This window comes from Sphingobacteriales bacterium (assembly GCA_016711285.1).
Lineage (GTDB): Bacteria > Bacteroidota > Bacteroidia > Chitinophagales > UBA2359 > JADJTG01.
This window is the reverse complement of sequence record JADJTG010000010.1, coordinates 60,270-76,516: the sequence shown is the minus strand read 5'-3', so window position 1 is coordinate 76,516 and position 16,247 is coordinate 60,270. Positions and strand designations below refer to the sequence as shown.

Below are 16,247 nucleotides of genomic sequence, written 5' to 3'. Positions count from 1 at the left end.
GGGTGATGAAATAAAGAAAAAGAGTATAAGTATAGTAATATTATATAATTACTGTGCCGTTGCATCGGTTTCGGAAGCTGCCAATAAAGCCAATACTTGTGCTTTGAATTGTCTGCCTCTGTCTATGTAGTTTTTGAATAAATCAAAACTTGCACAGCAAGGTGCCAAAAGCACCACATCGCCGGCTTGTGCGTAGCTTTGTGCCACATGCACGGCACTTGCCATAGAGCGGGTATGCACCAGATTGTGCTGTATAGCGATAAAAGCATTTTCAATGGTTTGAGTGTCTTTTCCCAAACACACAATAGCACGCACTTTTTGTTGTACCAAATCATTTAATAGGCTGTAATCGTTGCCTTTGTCAGTGCCGCCCACAATCCACACCACCGGTTGTTGCATCGCCTCCAAAGCAAAAAACGCCGAGTCTATGTTGGTGGCTTTGGAGTCGTTGATGTATTGTACACCGCGCACAGTCGCCACCGGCTCCAAACGGTGCTCCAACGCGCTGAAGTTTTTTAGTGTGTGGCGAATACTTTTTTCTGTCACACCCACCAACAATGCGGCTTTTACGGCAGCCATCATATTCAGGGCGTTGTGTTTTCCTTTGAGGCTCGTTTCTTGCAGGTCAATGGCGAGTTGTGTATCGTTGTGTGTAATATAAATATAATTGTCGCGATATTGGGAGAGAGCAAAAGGAGCGCGGCACACGGCATAATTACGGCTTTGTAAATATTGCTGAATAGCAGTATCATCTTGCCAATAAATCAACCAGTCGTTGGCGGTGCTGTTGGCAATAATTCGGAATTTAGACGCTATGTATTGCTGAAAGTCGTAGTTGTAGCGGTCTAAGTGGTCGGGAGTAATATTAAGCAGCAGCGCAATATCGGGTTTAAAATGCAAGGAATCATCTAACTGAAAACTACTGACTTCCAGCACATAGTAGGCTCTTTCAGGAAAAAGAGCCACTTGTTTGGCAAAGCTATCACCGATATTGCCGCCTAATCCCACATCAAAACCCCCATCGCGCAGCAACTCGTAAGTAAGTTGAGTGCTGGTAGATTTTCCGTTGCTTCCGGTAATGGCGATGATGAAGGCTTTGGTATAGCGGGCTGCAAATTCTATTTCGGAAATAATGGGAATACTGCGTTGGCGCAGCACTTGTATTAAGCCGGCTTTTTCAGGAATACCCGGACTCTTGATGACTTCGGCGGCATCACAGATGCGCTCTACGGTATGTTGCCCTTCTTCATAAGCGATGCCATATCGTTCTAATTCCGCTTTATATATCGGCAAAATTGCACCTATATCCGACACCCACACCTCGAATCCTTTTTGTTGTGCCAATATCGCTGCTCCTACACCGCTTTCGCCCGCGCCGAGCACCGCAATTTTTTGCTGTTTCATCAGTTGCTGTATGAATAATTTACAAGTAACTTTTTTTTGATAGGTTTTGAAAAATATACCGTCAAAGGCGGCAATTTTTGTTATATTATCTTACTTTCAAAAGCATCAGGGTAATTATCGCCAATAAAATGCTCACTATCCAAAATCGCGTTACAATTTTAGATTCGTGCATATTGAGTTTTTGGTAATGATGATGTAGCGGCGACATTTTCAGCAAACGCCTGCCTTCGCCGTATTTCCTTTTAGTATATTTAAAATAAGAAACCTGCACCATCACCGACAAATTTTCTATAATAAACACGCCACACAATACGGGCAACAAAAACTCTTTGCGAATAATAATGGCAAAAGCCGCAACAATGCCGCCGATTGCCAAACTGCCCGTATCTCCCATAAATACGGTAGCTGGATAGGAATTGTACCACAAAAAACCGATACACGCTCCCATAAAAGCAGCTGCAAAAATGACCAACTCGCCCGTATTTGGCAAGTACATAATATTGAGATACTTGGCGGCGATGAAATTGCCCGACACATACGCCAGTATGCCGAGGGTGAGCATGACCACCGCCGATACGCCCGTTGCCAAACCATCAATACCATCGGTGAGATTAACACCATTGGAAATAAAAGCAATAATAAGCGTAATCAAAGGAATATACAAGAGCCACGCCCAACGCATTTGTGTGCTTTCATCTGCCCAGAAAATAATTTTTCTGTAATCAAATTCGCTGTTTTTTAAAAAAGGAACAGTACTGAGCGGAGCGCGATAGTCGCTTACGGTGCGCCCGTTAAACGGCTCCTGGTGTCGTTGTACTTCGTGTGCCACTTGAATCTGGGGTGTAGTGCTGATTTCTTTGCGAATGACCACTGAAGGATGAAAATACATCACTGCACCCACCAAAATACCCACACCAAATTGTCCTATCAGCTTAAAACGCGCTTTGAGTCCTTCTTTATCTTTTTTAAATACTTTGATATAATCATCTAAAAAACCGATAAAACCCAGCCACAAAGTAATAATAATCATCAGCCACACATACACATTATCCAAACGGCACAGCAATATGGTAGGCAACAAAATCGCACTTAAAATAATAATGCCGCCCATCGTGGGCGTGCCTTTTTTCTTCTCTTCGCCGGGCAGCCCCAAAGTGCGTATAGTTTCTTTAAATTGCAATTTTTTGAGTGTATTGATAAAATATCCCCCCAAAACCCAAGAAATCAACAGGGCTATCAACACAGCAATAAGTGAGCGGAACGTCAAATATTGAAACAATCCGGCTCCTACAAAATTGTAGTGTTTATCTAAAAAATCAAACAGATAGTAGAGCATATTGACAGAAGCATGACTGCTTTTAATAAAATATATATATAATAAAACGACTGTGTCTGCGACAGACTTATACCAAAAAGCAAATATACAGTTAATCTAATGCTAATGCCTGTTTTAGTTCTTCTTTATCATCAAAAGGATATTTGATGTGGTTAATTTCCTGATATTTTTCGTGTCCTTTACCTGCCACCAAAATCATATCGCCGCTTTGAGCGAGCATCACGGCGGTTTTTATGGCTTCGCGGCGGTTTTCTATGCTCAGTGTTTTGTGGGCGTGTTCGCTGTTGATGCCTTGTTTCATATCATCTAAAATAGCCTGCGGCGACTCGGTGCGCGGATTATCGGAAGTTAAAATCACTTTGTCGCTGAACGAAGCCGCAATAGCCGCCATTTTAGGGCGTTTGCTGCGGTCGCGGTCGCCGCCACAGCCCACCACGGTAATAATATGGTTGCCGCCGTTGTGCCGCCGCAACTCCTGAATGGCGTGGAGGGTTTTTTCCAAAGCATCGGGCGTATGTGCATAATCCACAATACCCATAATACGGCGGTTGCGCTGCACCACAAAATCAAAACGCCCTTCGGCAGCCTGCAACAAACTCAAGGCTTGCAGCACTTCAGTAGGGTCGCTGTGCAATAAAACAGCACTTGCATATACTGCCAACAAATTGTAGGCGTTGAACTCACCCATCAGGCGTGTGTGTACTTCTTTTCCGTCTATTTCCAGCACCATACTGCCGAGTGTTTGCTCCACCAAGCGCAGCCGGAAGTCGGCAAAAGATTTCAGCGCATAAGTATAGCAGTGTGCTGCCGTATTTTGCAGCATTACATTGCCGCGCTTATCATCTATATTACTCAATGCAAAAGCAGTAGCAGGCAACTGGTCAAAAAACATTTTTTTTGCTTTCAGATATTCATCAAAAGTTTTATGAAAATCTAAATGATCGTGCGATAAATTAGTAAAAATAGCACCTGTAAAATGCAAACCAGCTATGCGCTGTTGTACTACTGCGTGGGAGCTAACCTCCATAAAACAATACTCACAGCCTTCGGCTACCATTTCTGCCAATAAAGATTGTAAAGTAACTGCATCGGGTGTAGTATGTGTGGCTTCTGATTCGCGCCGGTGTACCATGTAGCGAATGGTGGAAATAAGCCCCGTTTTGTAGCCCAACTGCAAATATAAATGATACAGCAACGTAGCGATGGTGCTTTTGCCGTTGGTGCCGGTAATACCCACTACTTTTAAATATTTGGAGGGGTTTCCGCAACAATTGGCAGCGATGTTGCCCAAAGCAGCGGCACTATTTTTTACTTGCACATACAGCACCTGCGGGTGTATCTGCGGCGGTATTTCCTCGCATACTATCGCCACTGCACCTTGGTCCACCGCTTTGTTTATATATTGGTGTCCGTCGCTTTGAGTGCCTTTTATTGCTACAAAAATACTACTCTTTCCAACCTGTCGCGAGTCGGCAGTAATCTGATGTATCTGTATTGAGGAAATATAATCGCCCTGAAGTCGGATATACTCAATATCTTTCAGAGCGTTTTGCAACAAAATGTTCATATATGTTTATGAGGAAAAATACAATAATATATTAATTTGTTTTTTATATAAATAAAGTATTTAAAACCAATAGTTTATTATGTTTAAAAAAAAATAAAAAAATCAATGATATGTCTTTCGTTTTAGGAAGGCGACAACCTGATGCTGATATTTTGTCCGTTGCTGATAGGTGTTCCCGGTTGTATAGACTGGTGTTTGATAGTGCCAACGCCCGAAAAATGTACTCTCAATCCCTGATTTTCCAATAAAAACAAGGCATCTTTTAAGCCCATACCCACTACATTAGGGACAATATATTGTTGTATTTTTGGTATTGCACGAGTTTCTGCTCTAAGCGTGTCGCTGTGTTCAGTGGTTTGTATCCAGTCGCCATAGATGGTATCTGCATCTTCCCATCGGCTGTGAATATGTTTTTTAAAAAACTTCTGAATGTCGGCGCGATTACCTGCTTTAAAAGGCGGTGCTGCTGCAATATAATTTGTTGGTTCCGTTCTGTTCTCCAAGCGGTTGTATTGATGCTGTACAAGCGGATAATATTTTTCCACCAATTCTTTGAATACCGGAGCAGCCACTTCTGCCCCATAATACGAGCCGGTTTGCGGTTTATTAATGACGACAATACAGGAAATTTGCGGATTATCTGCCGGAAAAAAACCCACAAAGGAGGCTTGATATTCTTTTTTGTCGGTGCCTCTGAGTTGTGTGGTGCCGGTTTTGCCCGCAATCGGTACAATGGCATCTTTTAGGTTTTTTGCAGTTCCTTCTTGTACCACTTTTTTAAGTACTTCCGTAATTTGCAAAGCGGTTTTGGAGTCGCAGACAGTTGCTATTTTTTGTGGTTTTGAAGATTTTATAATTGTAGTTCCGTTTTTTATTTGCTCCATTAAATAAGGGCGCATCATTACTCCTTTGTTGGCAATGGCATTATAAAGTGACAGAATTTGGATAGGCGTGATAGCCAATTCGTAGCCGTAGGCAATCCAGGGCAGCGAAATACCGCTCCATATTCTTTTGCCGTCATCGGGTGATTTGATAGGAGTTACTTTTTCGCCGCTCAAATCTATGTCTGTGGGCTGATCTATATGCGTAGCTTTGAGTAATTGGATAAATTCTTTGGAGAGTCGCCGGTCTTTTTCTGCATCTTGCGGGCAGTTGCGGTCGCCACGAAACCCAAAATATTGAGACACCAATTTAGTAAAAGCCACATTAGAAGAATAAATCATTGCTTCTGCTAAGGTAAGCGTATCCTTAATCGGCGGTTTTACATCGCGCACGAAGTGGTCGCAAAAAGGTACTTGCTGGGCATCAATATACACTTTGGTATCCAAGTTGGCTTTGCCGCTGTTGAGCAGTGCCAACATAGAGGCGAGTTTGAAAGTAGAACCTGGGTCAATAGCTTCGCTGATGGCGTGATTTTCAAATTCGCCGTATTCTCCTTTTTTATTGGTAGCAATATTTGCCATTGCCAATATTTTACCAGTTTTTACTTCCATCAGTACTACACTGCCGTGGTCTGCTTGGTGTTGTTGTACGGCTTTTTTCAGCACATGATGCGCTAAATCTTGCGCTCGTATATCTAAGGTAGTATATAAATCATTGCCGTTGCGTTGCTCATAATGAATATCGTTTTTGGGTATCCAAGTGCCGGAAGGGTGTTTTGTCATTTCTACAGGTTCGGTAGAACCCAATAAAAATTTGTCATAATATCCTTCCAAACCCACTTTTGATGTGTCGTTGCGCCAATATCCCAAGGTGCGTGCGCCGGCATCGCCGTAAGTGTGGATTCGGGTGCGGTTAGGCTCTTCTATAAAACCACCTTTGTTTTTGCCCAATTTAAAAATAGGCAAAGTGAGCAAATATTGTTTTTCTTCATAATTCAAATTTTTAAAAAGCCTCAAATAGCGATTATTTTTATTGTATGCTTCTGACATCAGTGCATAGTACTCTTTTGCTGTTTTTTGGGGTGCAAATTGTGCTAATTTTTTGCACAAAGTCGGTAAATATTTTTTTAAAGTATCAAGATGTACCGTGCGAGCGTCCCAGATAATATCAAAATGCTCTACACTGCTCACCAATATATTGCTGTGATTATCATAAATAGTGCCGCGTGCTCCTTCTATTATTTTGGTTTTCGTGGTATTTTTATAGGCTTGCCAATGGCTTTTGTCCACGCTTCGCATTTTTACCAAACGCAACATAAACAAAATGCCGATAATCATTAAAATACCTGCAAATACAAAGGCACGTCCGTGAATATCCTGACGTATATTAACCTTCGTCATAGTTTTGTGTTTTATTTTGGTGTTATTTGGATAAAGTGAGAACTTCATGTTGTGCGCCTTGTTCAGTCAAACCTAACTCCTGTACTTTTGTATCTATATTGGACGGTTTTGTAGCGCGTTGAATATCCGAAAAAATACTGATGTATTCGTAGTGCTGCTCGTTGAGTTCTTTAATCAGTTCTTTTTTATCAAAGCGCAATCTTTCCACTTGTGCGGCAAAATAGGAATATATCAACAATAAACACATCACAAAAAGAACATAAGAAAAATGATTATCTACAAAGGATTGTCCGGTATAACGTGCTATGTAGTTTTTGATAACACGTTTGGCGGTGTTCATACGATTGAACTTGTGTGTGTTGTGTTGATAAAATTGTTGTTGGGTCGTAAAATCTGGCGGCATAAATTATATTGAAATAAAAGTAAAAAGAATATGCTTGGCTTGATTTTTTAAGATAAAAAATTGATTACCACAAAAGTATAAACTTTATCTCAATGAAAATTGCAAGTAAGAACTAATTTTTTACGGCACTGCGCAATTTCGCGCTTCTTGCGCGGGAGTTGCTGCTGATTTCGGCGGGGGCGGGTACAATTACTTTTTGGTGCAGGGGACTGAGTGGGGCGGCAACTTTTCCGTAAATATCTTTTTGCGAGATACCTTCAAAATTGCCGTGTTTCATAAAGTTTTTTACTAATCGGTCTTCCAGCGAATGATACGAGATAACAACCAAACGTCCTTCTGGGCGCAACAATTCGGCACTTTGCGTCAGCATCTCTTTCAGAGCCTGCAATTCTTCATTGACCTCAATGCGCAACGCCTGAAAAATTTGGGCATACACTGAGTTGCCGCTGTTTTGCAATACGCTGTTGATAAGTGTGAGCAAATCGCCGGTGCTGCGAATAGGGCTTTGTCTGCGGCTTTGCACTATTGCCGCCGCCAATCTGCGGGCACTTTTCACCTCCCCGTATTGAAAAAACAAGTCGGCGAGGCGTTTTTCGTCATAAGTATTGAGTACATCGGCGGCACTAAGCGGCATTTTTTGACTCATGCGCATATCCAATCCTGCATCAAAGCGAAACGAAAAACCGCGCTCGGCACTATCAAACTGATGAGAAGATACGCCCAAATCTGCCAAAATACCATCTACCTGCGTAATACCCGCTACTTTTAAAAAGCGTTGTATATAGCGAAAGTTGTAAGGCAATAAGCGAAACCTCTCATCATACAAGGCATTGGCAGTAGCATCTTCGTCTTGGTCAAAAGCAAATAACTTGCCTTTGGACGACAATTGCCCTAAGATAGCTCTGCTGTGCCCTCCACCACCGAAGGTGACATCTACATAGATGCCATCAGGTTGGATTGCTAAAGCTGTGATGCTTTCAGAAAGAAGGGCGGCTTGATGATAGAGAGGTTTCATACCTGAAAAAGCTGTCATTTGTGAATGGGGCACACGGGTTTGAAGTGATACCCATTTCTCGGCAAATGAAAAAAGGTTTAAGGTATCACAAAGATAAAATTATATTTTTTATCGTCAAAAAAATAATTAATTTTTTTTAAGTTAATTATTTTTTAAATTCTTAATTATTTGCATAAGTTATTGATTATAAAGATTTTGTTTGATAAAATAATTTTTAAAATTTTTATTATTACTTAATAAAAATTATATTTTTATTTTATTTTAGGTTTATAATTTATCTATAATTTACGAATTTTCCTGATTTTTATCAAAAAGCAAATTCCAATACACAAAAAGCACCATATTATGGTGCTTTTTGTGTATTTTCTTGATATGTTTATATTTATGCCTCTATTGCTGCGATACCGGGCAAAGTTTTTCCTTCAAAAAACTCCAGCAAAGCACCGCCGCCCGTACTCACAAAACTAATGCGCTCCTCCAAATCAAATAGTTTAACGGCAGCCACCGAGTCGCCGCCACCTACCAACGAAAAAGCACCCTTTTCGCCGGCTGCTGCTACTGCCAACGCCACTTGGCGCGTACCATTTTGGAAATTCGGCATTTCAAACACCCCCATCGGACCATTCCACAAAATGGTTTTGGAGTTTCCGATTACCTGCACAAAGGCTTCGATAGCTTTTGAACCGATATCCAAGCCCATATAATCCGCATCAATCCGGTCGCTAGGACAGGCTACAACGTGTGCTTCGTTGGAAAAAGCATCGCCACAAATACTGTCTGTCGGCAATAATAATTGTACGCCTTTGGCTTTGGCTTGTTGCAATAAATCTTTTGCCACATCCAACTTATCTTCTTCACACAGCGATTTGCCAATATTGCCGCCCATCGCTTTGAAAAAAGTATAAGCCATACCGCCGCCAATCAAAATATTATCTGCTTTGTCGAGCAGATTCTCAATGAGCAAAATTTTATCCGATACTTTTGCGCCGCCCAAAATTGCCGTAAACGGACGCTCTCCTTGCTGCAATACACGTTGGGCGTTTTCGATTTCGCGAGCCATCAGCAAACCAAACATACGATGTTCGGGAGCAAAGTATTCGGCGATTACTGCCGTAGAAGCGTGGGCGCGGTGGGCAGTACCAAAAGCATCATTTACATACGCATCGCAGCCCAATTCAGAAAGTTCTTGAGCAAAACGTGGTCGCCTTTTTCTTCTTCACTGTAAAAACGCAGATTTTCGAGCAATAGCACTTCGCCCGATTTGAGCGCATCAATGGTGGATTGTACTTCCTCGCCCACACAATCTTCTACAAAATAAACGGGAACTCCCAAAAGCGAGGAGAGTTCGCCTACAATATGTTTGAGTGAAAATTTGTCTTCGGGTCCTTTTTTGGGTCTGCCCAAATGCGACATCAGAACGACAGCACCGCCGTCATTCAACATTTTGCGAATGGTAGGCAAGGCTTCTACAATGCGGGTATTGTCGCTTACTTGCAGGTTAGCATCTAAGGGTACATTAAAATCTACCCGAACAAGGGCTTTTTTGTTGGCGAAATTGTAATTGTTTACGGTTTTCATTTGATATAATTGAAAAAAACTTTGACAAAGCTAATGCTGCCTTGCCAAAGTTTTATATAAAAAAGAAAATATAATAAAAAGATAATTTTCTACAACATTTCGCCCCATTTGGAGATGAGGTCGGCAATGCGATTGGAATAACCGGCTTCATTGTCGTACCAGCCCACTACTTTTACCATATTATTGATAACGGTAGTTTGCTCGGCATCAAAAATGCAAGAGTGCGGGTCGCCGACAATATCGCTGGATACTAAGGGATCTTCGCTGTAATGCAGCACACCTTTCATTTTAGAAGCGGCTTTTTTTACGGCTTTATTGATTTCTTCGGCGGTAGCGGGCTTGCGCAAAATACAGTTGAAGTCGGTAACAGAGCCAGTAATTACAGGCACACGCATAGAAATACCGGTGAGTTTGCCTTTGAGGTGCGGCAATACTTCGCCAACGGCTTTGGCTGCTCCGGTAGAAGTAGGAATAATATTGACAGCGGCAGCGCGGGCGCGGCGCAAATCTTTATGGGGCGAGTCTTGGAGACGTTGGTCTTGCGTGTAGGCGTGAATAGTGTTCATCAACCCATACTCCACACCGAAAGCATCATCTAAGGCTTTTACCATAGGAGCGAGGCAGTTGGTAGTACAAGAAGCATTGGAAATCACCAAATCATCTTTGCTCAACAAATCATCATTTACACCCAGCACAATGGTTTTTACGCCGCCACTGGCAGGTGCAGAAATAACTACGCGCTTCGCACCGGCAGCAATATGTTTTTCGGCATCTTCTTTTTTGGTAAACAAGCCGGTGGACTCCAGCACAATATCAATTTTATGTTTTGCCCAAGGCAGGTTGGTAGGGTCTTTTTCTTTATAAACTTTAATACGGTCGCGGTCAATTACGATTTCGTCTTCATCAAAACTCACCTTGCCCGCATAACGACCAAAAGCGGTATCGTACTGAAACAAATGCGCCAAAGTGCGGGTGTCGGTGAGGTCGTTCACAGCCACTAATTCTATATTATCTTTTTTGAGAAGTAATTTGCACGCCATACGACCAATACGACCGAAGCCGTTGATGGCAACGCGAATTTTTTTGCTACTTTTTGTTTTTGCCATAATATACAATAATTTTTTATATAAATGTAGAAAAATAATGCTGCAAAGGTCGTTATTTTTTTTGAATTAAAACACGCCGAATACAGCCTTCTCTGTTAATTTTACGCAAATTCGCTGCTCTTGGAGCAATCAGTATAAAGAAATTTCTTTTTTATATTTAAAAATGCAACAATGTTGCAAATATGTAAAAAAATCATATTATCTTTACACCTTAATTAATTTATTTGCAGTATGATGAATAATAAGTTTTTTCTTTTTTGTACTTTTCTGTTATTTATTTCTGTTGCCAATACATCTTGTAAAAAAGATGATCCTATTATTCCCAACGAAGAAGAATTAATAACTACACTGATTTATACGCTTACTCCTACCGATAGCAGCGAGGCTGTGGTGTTTAGTTTTAAAGATACAGATGGCGATGGCGGTGCTGCCCCTGTTATTATTAGCGATACGCTGGCTGCCAATACTCTGTATTCGGGTACTTTGCAACTGCGCAACGACCAAAACACACCTGCCACCGACATCAGTGCCGAAGTACTCGCCGAAGCCGGAGTACACCAATTTTTTTATACTCCGTCTGCCACGTTGCAAGCGGTTGTTCAGTATAACGATACCGATGCAGACGGTAAACCCGTAGGTGTCGCTACAAAACTGCAAAGCGGTGCTGTTTCAAACGGAACACTCACTATTGTGTTGCGCCACGAACCCGACAAATACGCCACTGGTGTAGCGGCGGGCAACCCTGCCAATGCCGGAGGTGAAACCGATATTTCTGTTACTTTTGATGTCTATATCCAATAATAATTTATATACACTTTTTTTAAGGGTTGTATGTGTGGCAATAAGTTGCTGTACGGTTGCTTCTGCCCAAGATAATTGCAATTTTACCCTGTCCGGCAGCATCAGCGATGAGGGCAGTGGACTTGCTTTGCCTTTTGCGCAAGTGCAGGCGGTAGAAGCGGCTCGCAGCATAATGGCAGACGAAAACGGATTTTTTCAGTTGAAAAATTTATGTGAGGGAGCTTATCATCTGCACATCAACCACATCGGTTGCGAAGCGGTGGAGTATTTTTTTGAATTAAAAAAAGACACTGTTTTCAACATCACTTTGCAGCACCACAGCGAGTTGGTGGACGAAGTTGTCATTCACGGCAGCAAAAGCCAGCACGCCGCACACATCAGCCATAGTTTGCAGCAGGAAGAAATACGGCAGCAGGGAAATAAAAACCTCGCAGATGTACTCGAAAATATAGCAGGTGTTAGCGTACTCCGCAATGGAAGCGGTATTTCAAAACCTGTCATTCACGGTTTATACGGCAATCGGGTGAGTATATTGAACAACGGTATTGTGCAAAGCGGACAACAATGGGGCAACGACCACGCTCCTGAAATAGACCCTTTTGCCGCCGAACATGTAGCCGTAGTAAAAGGAGCAGCTGTCGTAGAGTATGGCGGCAACACTTTAGGCGGCGTGGTATTGGTAGAGCGCGACCCCATCGCCGCCGACCCGCATTTGCACGGAAAACTCAACTATATCGCCGAAAGCAATGCCTGGGCGCATACGCTGCATACCGATATGGAGCAACAAACCAAATGGGCAGCGTGGCGGGTGGGCGGTACTTTGAAAATACAAGGAGATGCCCGTGCGCCGGATTATTGGCTGAATAATACCGGCAAACGCGAAGCTGATTTTTCCGTTCAGTTGGAGAAAAATTTGTTCAAATATTGGAACAGCACTTTTTATTACAGCCTTTTTAATACCAATTTGGGCATTTTGCGCGGTTCGCATATCGGAAATATCAGCGATTTGGAAACGGCAATTCACCGAGATATACCTTTTTTTACAGAATCTTCTTTCTCTTATCAATTGGAATCGCCGCGCCAAAGTGTGCAGCATCATTTGTGGAAAATAGAAAGCAAGCGAATTTTTAATGACAAGAATACTTTAAAATTGCAATACAGCACACAAATCAACCGGAGGAGGGAATTTGATGTGCGGCGCGGCGGCAGAAGCGATATTCCGGCATTGAGTTTATTACAGCAAACCCATTTTGCAGGGGTTTCTTATCAGCGAAGCCTGAGCGAAAAATGGTGGTGGAAAAGCGGCGTGCAACTCAATATCGTTGATAATACCAACAATCCCGAAACCGATATTTTGCCTTTGATACCCGACTATTTGTCTTATCAAAGTGGTATATACAGCGTATTGCAGCGCGAAAGCGAAGATTGGTTGTGGGAAGGCGGTGTGCGCTACGATTTTAAGTATTTTGATGTAGTACGCATAGTGCCCATAGTGCCGTACAGAATTGAACGGCGACCTCATTATTTTCATCATTTTCAGGCTTCGGCGGGTATGCGCTATGCGCCCGACACGCGCTTTAAGTGGTCGGCGAATGTAGGGTGGGCGAGTCGGGCTCCCGACATCAACGAGCTGTATAGTGCCGGATTGCATCAGGGCGTAAGCGGCATTGAAGAGGGCAACCCCAATTTGTTGCAGGAAACTTCGCTGAAAGGTATTGTGGCGGCGGAGTTTTTTTTGAATAATAAATTATTTATACAGGCAACTGCTTATTATCAGCACATCAGCAACTACATTTATTTACAGGCGCAGAATGAATTTCGGCTCACGATACGCGGCGCATTTCCCTTGTATGTGTATGAGCAAACACAGGCGCGGCTCTATGGCACTGATGCGGTGCTTTCGTATGAGTGGTTTTCTGGTTTGAAATTTCAGGCAAAATATGCCTTTGTTCGCGGCGATGATGTATCACAATCTTTGCCTTTGCCGTATATGCCGCCTGCCAATTTTCATTTTACCTGCACTTATACGCCTTCATCTGCCAAAAACCGCCAACGACAAACATTTATACAAATACAAAGCCGCTATGTGGCAGAACAAAAACATTTGCAGCCTCAGCAAGATTTTTTAGCATCACCTTCGAGCTATTGGCTTTTGGGCGTGGGCGGCGGCAGCGATTTTGAATGGAAAAAACATTTGATAAAAGTATCTTTACAAACAGAAAACCTCCTCAACGCCCGCTACCGCGATTATCTCAACCGCCTCCGTTATTTTTGCGATGAAAAGGGAATAAATGTGATGCTGCGGGTGGCTTATAAGTGGTAAAAAAAGACAGATATAATTTTTTTGCCGACACAATAGACGGCTCTGCCTATATCTTATGCCCATTATCAGTGCTTACTTTTATTTTTGCGGTATGATATATGGAAACTTTTACCTTTAAACGTTTTTCCGGTATGTGGCAAACTCTGCTGTTGTGGAGCATTTTGGTCATTATACCGATGGTATTTGTGCATGTGGCATTGGCTTGGAAAATGGAAGGCGCACCTTTGCAGCACTTGGTGTATAATTTATTGATATTCAGGATATTGATTATTATATTGGTGTATTATGTGCATAGCTCCGTTTTGTTGCCTCGATTTTTTTTTAAGGCACGTTACTGGCAATATGCAGTAGGAATTTTGTTGTTGGCGGCAGTAGTTTTTTTATTGCATAAAATAATAATGCCACACCCACCGCACCCGCCGCAGTTTAAAGAGGGCATCAACCTGCTGAAACAAGACCGCATACCACCTTATTTCATTAAACCGCCGGTAAATATTTTTCTGTTTTTTGTGGCTTTGTTTGTATCCTATTCGCGGCAGCTCACGGAACGCTACGAAGCAGTACGCCGCACCCAACTCGTCACTGAATTGTCTTTGCTCAAAGCACAAATCAATCCGCATTTTTTGTTCAATGCCCTCAACAGCATTTATCTGCTGAGTATCAAAAAGTCCGAAAAAACATCGGAGGCGATCGTGCAATTGTCGGAGATGATGCGCTATGTGACCACAGAAGCCGACAGCAATCGCGTATCGCTGGAAAAAGAAATAGCTTATCTCAACAATTATATCGCCATACAGCAATTGCGTTTAGCTCCTACGGTGCAGTTGCAATATGCCGTAGAAGGCGACCCGCTCGGCAAGCAAATTGCGCCGATGTTGTTGATTTCGTTTATAGAAAACGCCTTTAAATACGGTATCAGTACCACCGAACCCTGCGAAATTGTCATTCATCTTCGCATAGAGCCGACACAGCAATTATTTTTGGAGGTAAAGAACCAAATTTTTCAGCGACAAACCAATAATAATAATAAGGAAAGCAGTAGTTCCGGCGTGGGCATTGACAACACACAAAAGCGTCTGGAGTATTTTTATCCTCAAAAACACCGTCTTGCACTCATAGAAACTGCCACGCATTATCAGGTGCTTTTGGAATTGAATTTGTCGTAGCCAATGATTGCTATTTTTGTATTTTACCATTCTTTTTTTTACAGACGCATTGCCCCGATACTTTTATGTTGAATTGTATTGCTTTAGATGATGAGCCTTTGGCTTTGGAAATTTTACAAACTTTTGCCGAGCAGGTAGATTTTTTGGATATGAAAAAAACATTTACCAATCCGGCAGAAGCCACGCGCTACCTACACAATTATCCGGTAGATTTATTGTTTTTGGATATTCAAATGCCTGATGTAAACGGAATAGATTTTTTTAAATCGCTGAAAAGAGATGATTATATGCTCATATTCAGTACGGCATACAGCCATTACGCTATTGAAGGATTTAATTTGAACGCCATAGATTATTTGCTGAAACCTTTTACATTCGAGCGATTTCGTCAGGCGGTGCAAAAAGCCGCTGATTATCACCAATACATGAGAGGTAAGCAGCAGGAAAGTGCTTTTTTGTATGTACGCGCCGAATACAGTTTGTTAAAAATTGCTTTGCAGGATATTATTTGTATTGAAGGTTTTGATGATTATGTGAAAATTCATTTATCGGGGCAAAAAAAGCCCGTACTCACGCGCATGAACCTGAAATCTATTGCCGAAAAACTCCCTGCTGCTCATTTTGTGCGCGTTCATCGCTCTTTTATCGTGCCGCTTTCCAAAATAGAGCAGGTACGCAACAAAGTCATTCATTTAGGAGCAATGGAAGTGCCTATCGGAGCTAACTACGAGCAGGAGTTTTATGCGGTATTTGGGCGGTAAGTAATGATGTAATAATACTTGTCATTTTTGCTCACCTGCCGCGAAACCCTTGTTTGTTGTTATAAATCATTGCTTTGTTTTTCGGCAAACGCGACAATATGTCCATCAATATCTGCAAAATAACAAACTCTGTCGCCCCAATTTCTATTTTCTATGGGACTTATCAGTTTTCCTCCAATTTTGGTGGCATTTTCAAATTCAAACGCTATATTTTCAACATAAAAATAAAGTTCACATCTCGGTATTCCGTTTCCTTGTTTCGGGTGTGGCATTTTATTTGAAAGTATTTTGGCAATTCCATGATTAGGCATTAGTCCTAATTTACAATTTGGAGCAAGTTGAAATTCTGTCATACCGGGTACGAATAAATCAGGTGCTTGTCGAAGCAATTTTGAATAAAATTCCGTACTTGCTTTTTGGTCGTTTACATAAAGAATAGTTTCTATTAGTTGAATATGTTTCATATTGAATTTCAAGTTAGAGTATAATCAATATCTTCTACTAC

General features: G+C 41.9%; 12 protein-coding genes and 1 pseudogene. 4 read left to right on the top strand and 9 right to left on the bottom strand.

Features of this window, described 5'->3' with window-relative positions; translation table 11 throughout:
- Window positions 1-48 precede the first annotated feature (48 nt).
- From murD to gap, 8 genes and pseudogenes are all read right to left on the bottom strand, one after another.
- Window positions 49-1,404: a UDP-N-acetylmuramoyl-L-alanine--D-glutamate ligase gene (gene murD, locus IPL35_06180; protein MBK8443010.1), complete on the bottom strand. Its 1,356-nt coding sequence runs from the start codon at window positions 1,402-1,404 to the stop codon at window positions 49-51.
- Window positions 1,405-1,489: 85 nt separating this feature from the next.
- The gene (locus IPL35_06175; GenBank protein MBK8443009.1) at window positions 1,490-2,740 is read right to left on the bottom strand and encodes a phospho-N-acetylmuramoyl-pentapeptide-transferase; all 1,251 of its coding nucleotides are present in this window, start codon (window positions 2,738-2,740) and stop codon (window positions 1,490-1,492) included.
- Between the two features lie 91 nt (window positions 2,741-2,831).
- A complete protein-coding gene (locus IPL35_06170) occupies window positions 2,832-4,307 on the bottom strand; it encodes a UDP-N-acetylmuramoyl-L-alanyl-D-glutamate--2,6-diaminopimelate ligase (protein ID MBK8443008.1) in 1,476 nt (491 codons plus the stop codon).
- 122 nt (window positions 4,308-4,429) lie between these two features.
- The gene (locus IPL35_06165) at window positions 4,430-6,589 is read right to left on the bottom strand and encodes a transpeptidase family protein (protein MBK8443007.1); all 2,160 of its coding nucleotides are present in this window, start codon (window positions 6,587-6,589) and stop codon (window positions 4,430-4,432) included.
- Window positions 6,590-6,611: 22 nt separating this feature from the next.
- Entirely contained in the window at window positions 6,612-6,992 is a 381-nt protein-coding gene (locus IPL35_06160; protein MBK8443006.1) for a hypothetical protein, read from the bottom strand.
- 112 nt (window positions 6,993-7,104) lie between these two features.
- Window positions 7,105-8,007, bottom strand: a complete 903-nt coding sequence (gene rsmH, locus IPL35_06155; protein ID MBK8443005.1) for a 16S rRNA (cytosine(1402)-N(4))-methyltransferase RsmH — start codon at window positions 8,005-8,007, stop codon at window positions 7,105-7,107.
- 382 nt (window positions 8,008-8,389) lie between these two features.
- Window positions 8,390-9,585 (bottom strand): annotated as a pseudogene (locus tag IPL35_06150) (phosphoglycerate kinase).
- An 89-nt stretch (window positions 9,586-9,674) separates the two neighbouring features.
- A complete protein-coding gene (gap, locus tag IPL35_06145; GenBank protein MBK8443004.1) occupies window positions 9,675-10,691 on the bottom strand; it encodes a type I glyceraldehyde-3-phosphate dehydrogenase in 1,017 nt (338 codons plus the stop codon).
- Between the two features lie 231 nt (window positions 10,692-10,922).
- Between gap and IPL35_06140 the strand changes: the two genes are divergently transcribed.
- The 4 genes from IPL35_06140 to IPL35_06125 all read left to right on the top strand — a co-directional run bounded on the left by IPL35_06140 (window position 10,923) and on the right by IPL35_06125 (window position 15,742).
- Window positions 10,923-11,492: a type 1 periplasmic binding fold superfamily protein gene (locus IPL35_06140; protein MBK8443003.1), complete on the top strand. Its 570-nt coding sequence runs from the start codon at window positions 10,923-10,925 to the stop codon at window positions 11,490-11,492.
- Window positions 11,473-13,815, top strand: a complete 2,343-nt coding sequence (locus IPL35_06135) for a TonB-dependent receptor (GenBank protein ID MBK8443002.1) — start codon at window positions 11,473-11,475, stop codon at window positions 13,813-13,815. The genes IPL35_06140 and IPL35_06135 overlap by 20 nt, the downstream gene beginning before the upstream one ends.
- Window positions 13,816-13,913: 98 nt before the next feature.
- Entirely contained in the window at window positions 13,914-14,981 is a 1,068-nt protein-coding gene (locus tag IPL35_06130; GenBank protein MBK8443001.1) for a histidine kinase, read from the top strand.
- Window positions 14,982-15,046: 65 nt separating this feature from the next.
- Window positions 15,047-15,742 carry a response regulator transcription factor gene (locus IPL35_06125; GenBank protein ID MBK8443000.1) on the top strand — a complete coding sequence of 232 codons (696 nt, stop codon included), beginning with the start codon at window positions 15,047-15,049 and terminating at the stop codon, window positions 15,740-15,742.
- A 59-nt stretch (window positions 15,743-15,801) separates the two neighbouring features.
- Here IPL35_06125 and IPL35_06120 read toward each other — a convergent pair whose 3' ends face one another.
- The gene (locus tag IPL35_06120; protein ID MBK8442999.1) at window positions 15,802-16,206 is read right to left on the bottom strand and encodes a lactoylglutathione lyase; all 405 of its coding nucleotides are present in this window, start codon (window positions 16,204-16,206) and stop codon (window positions 15,802-15,804) included.
- Window positions 16,207-16,247 lie beyond the last annotated feature (41 nt).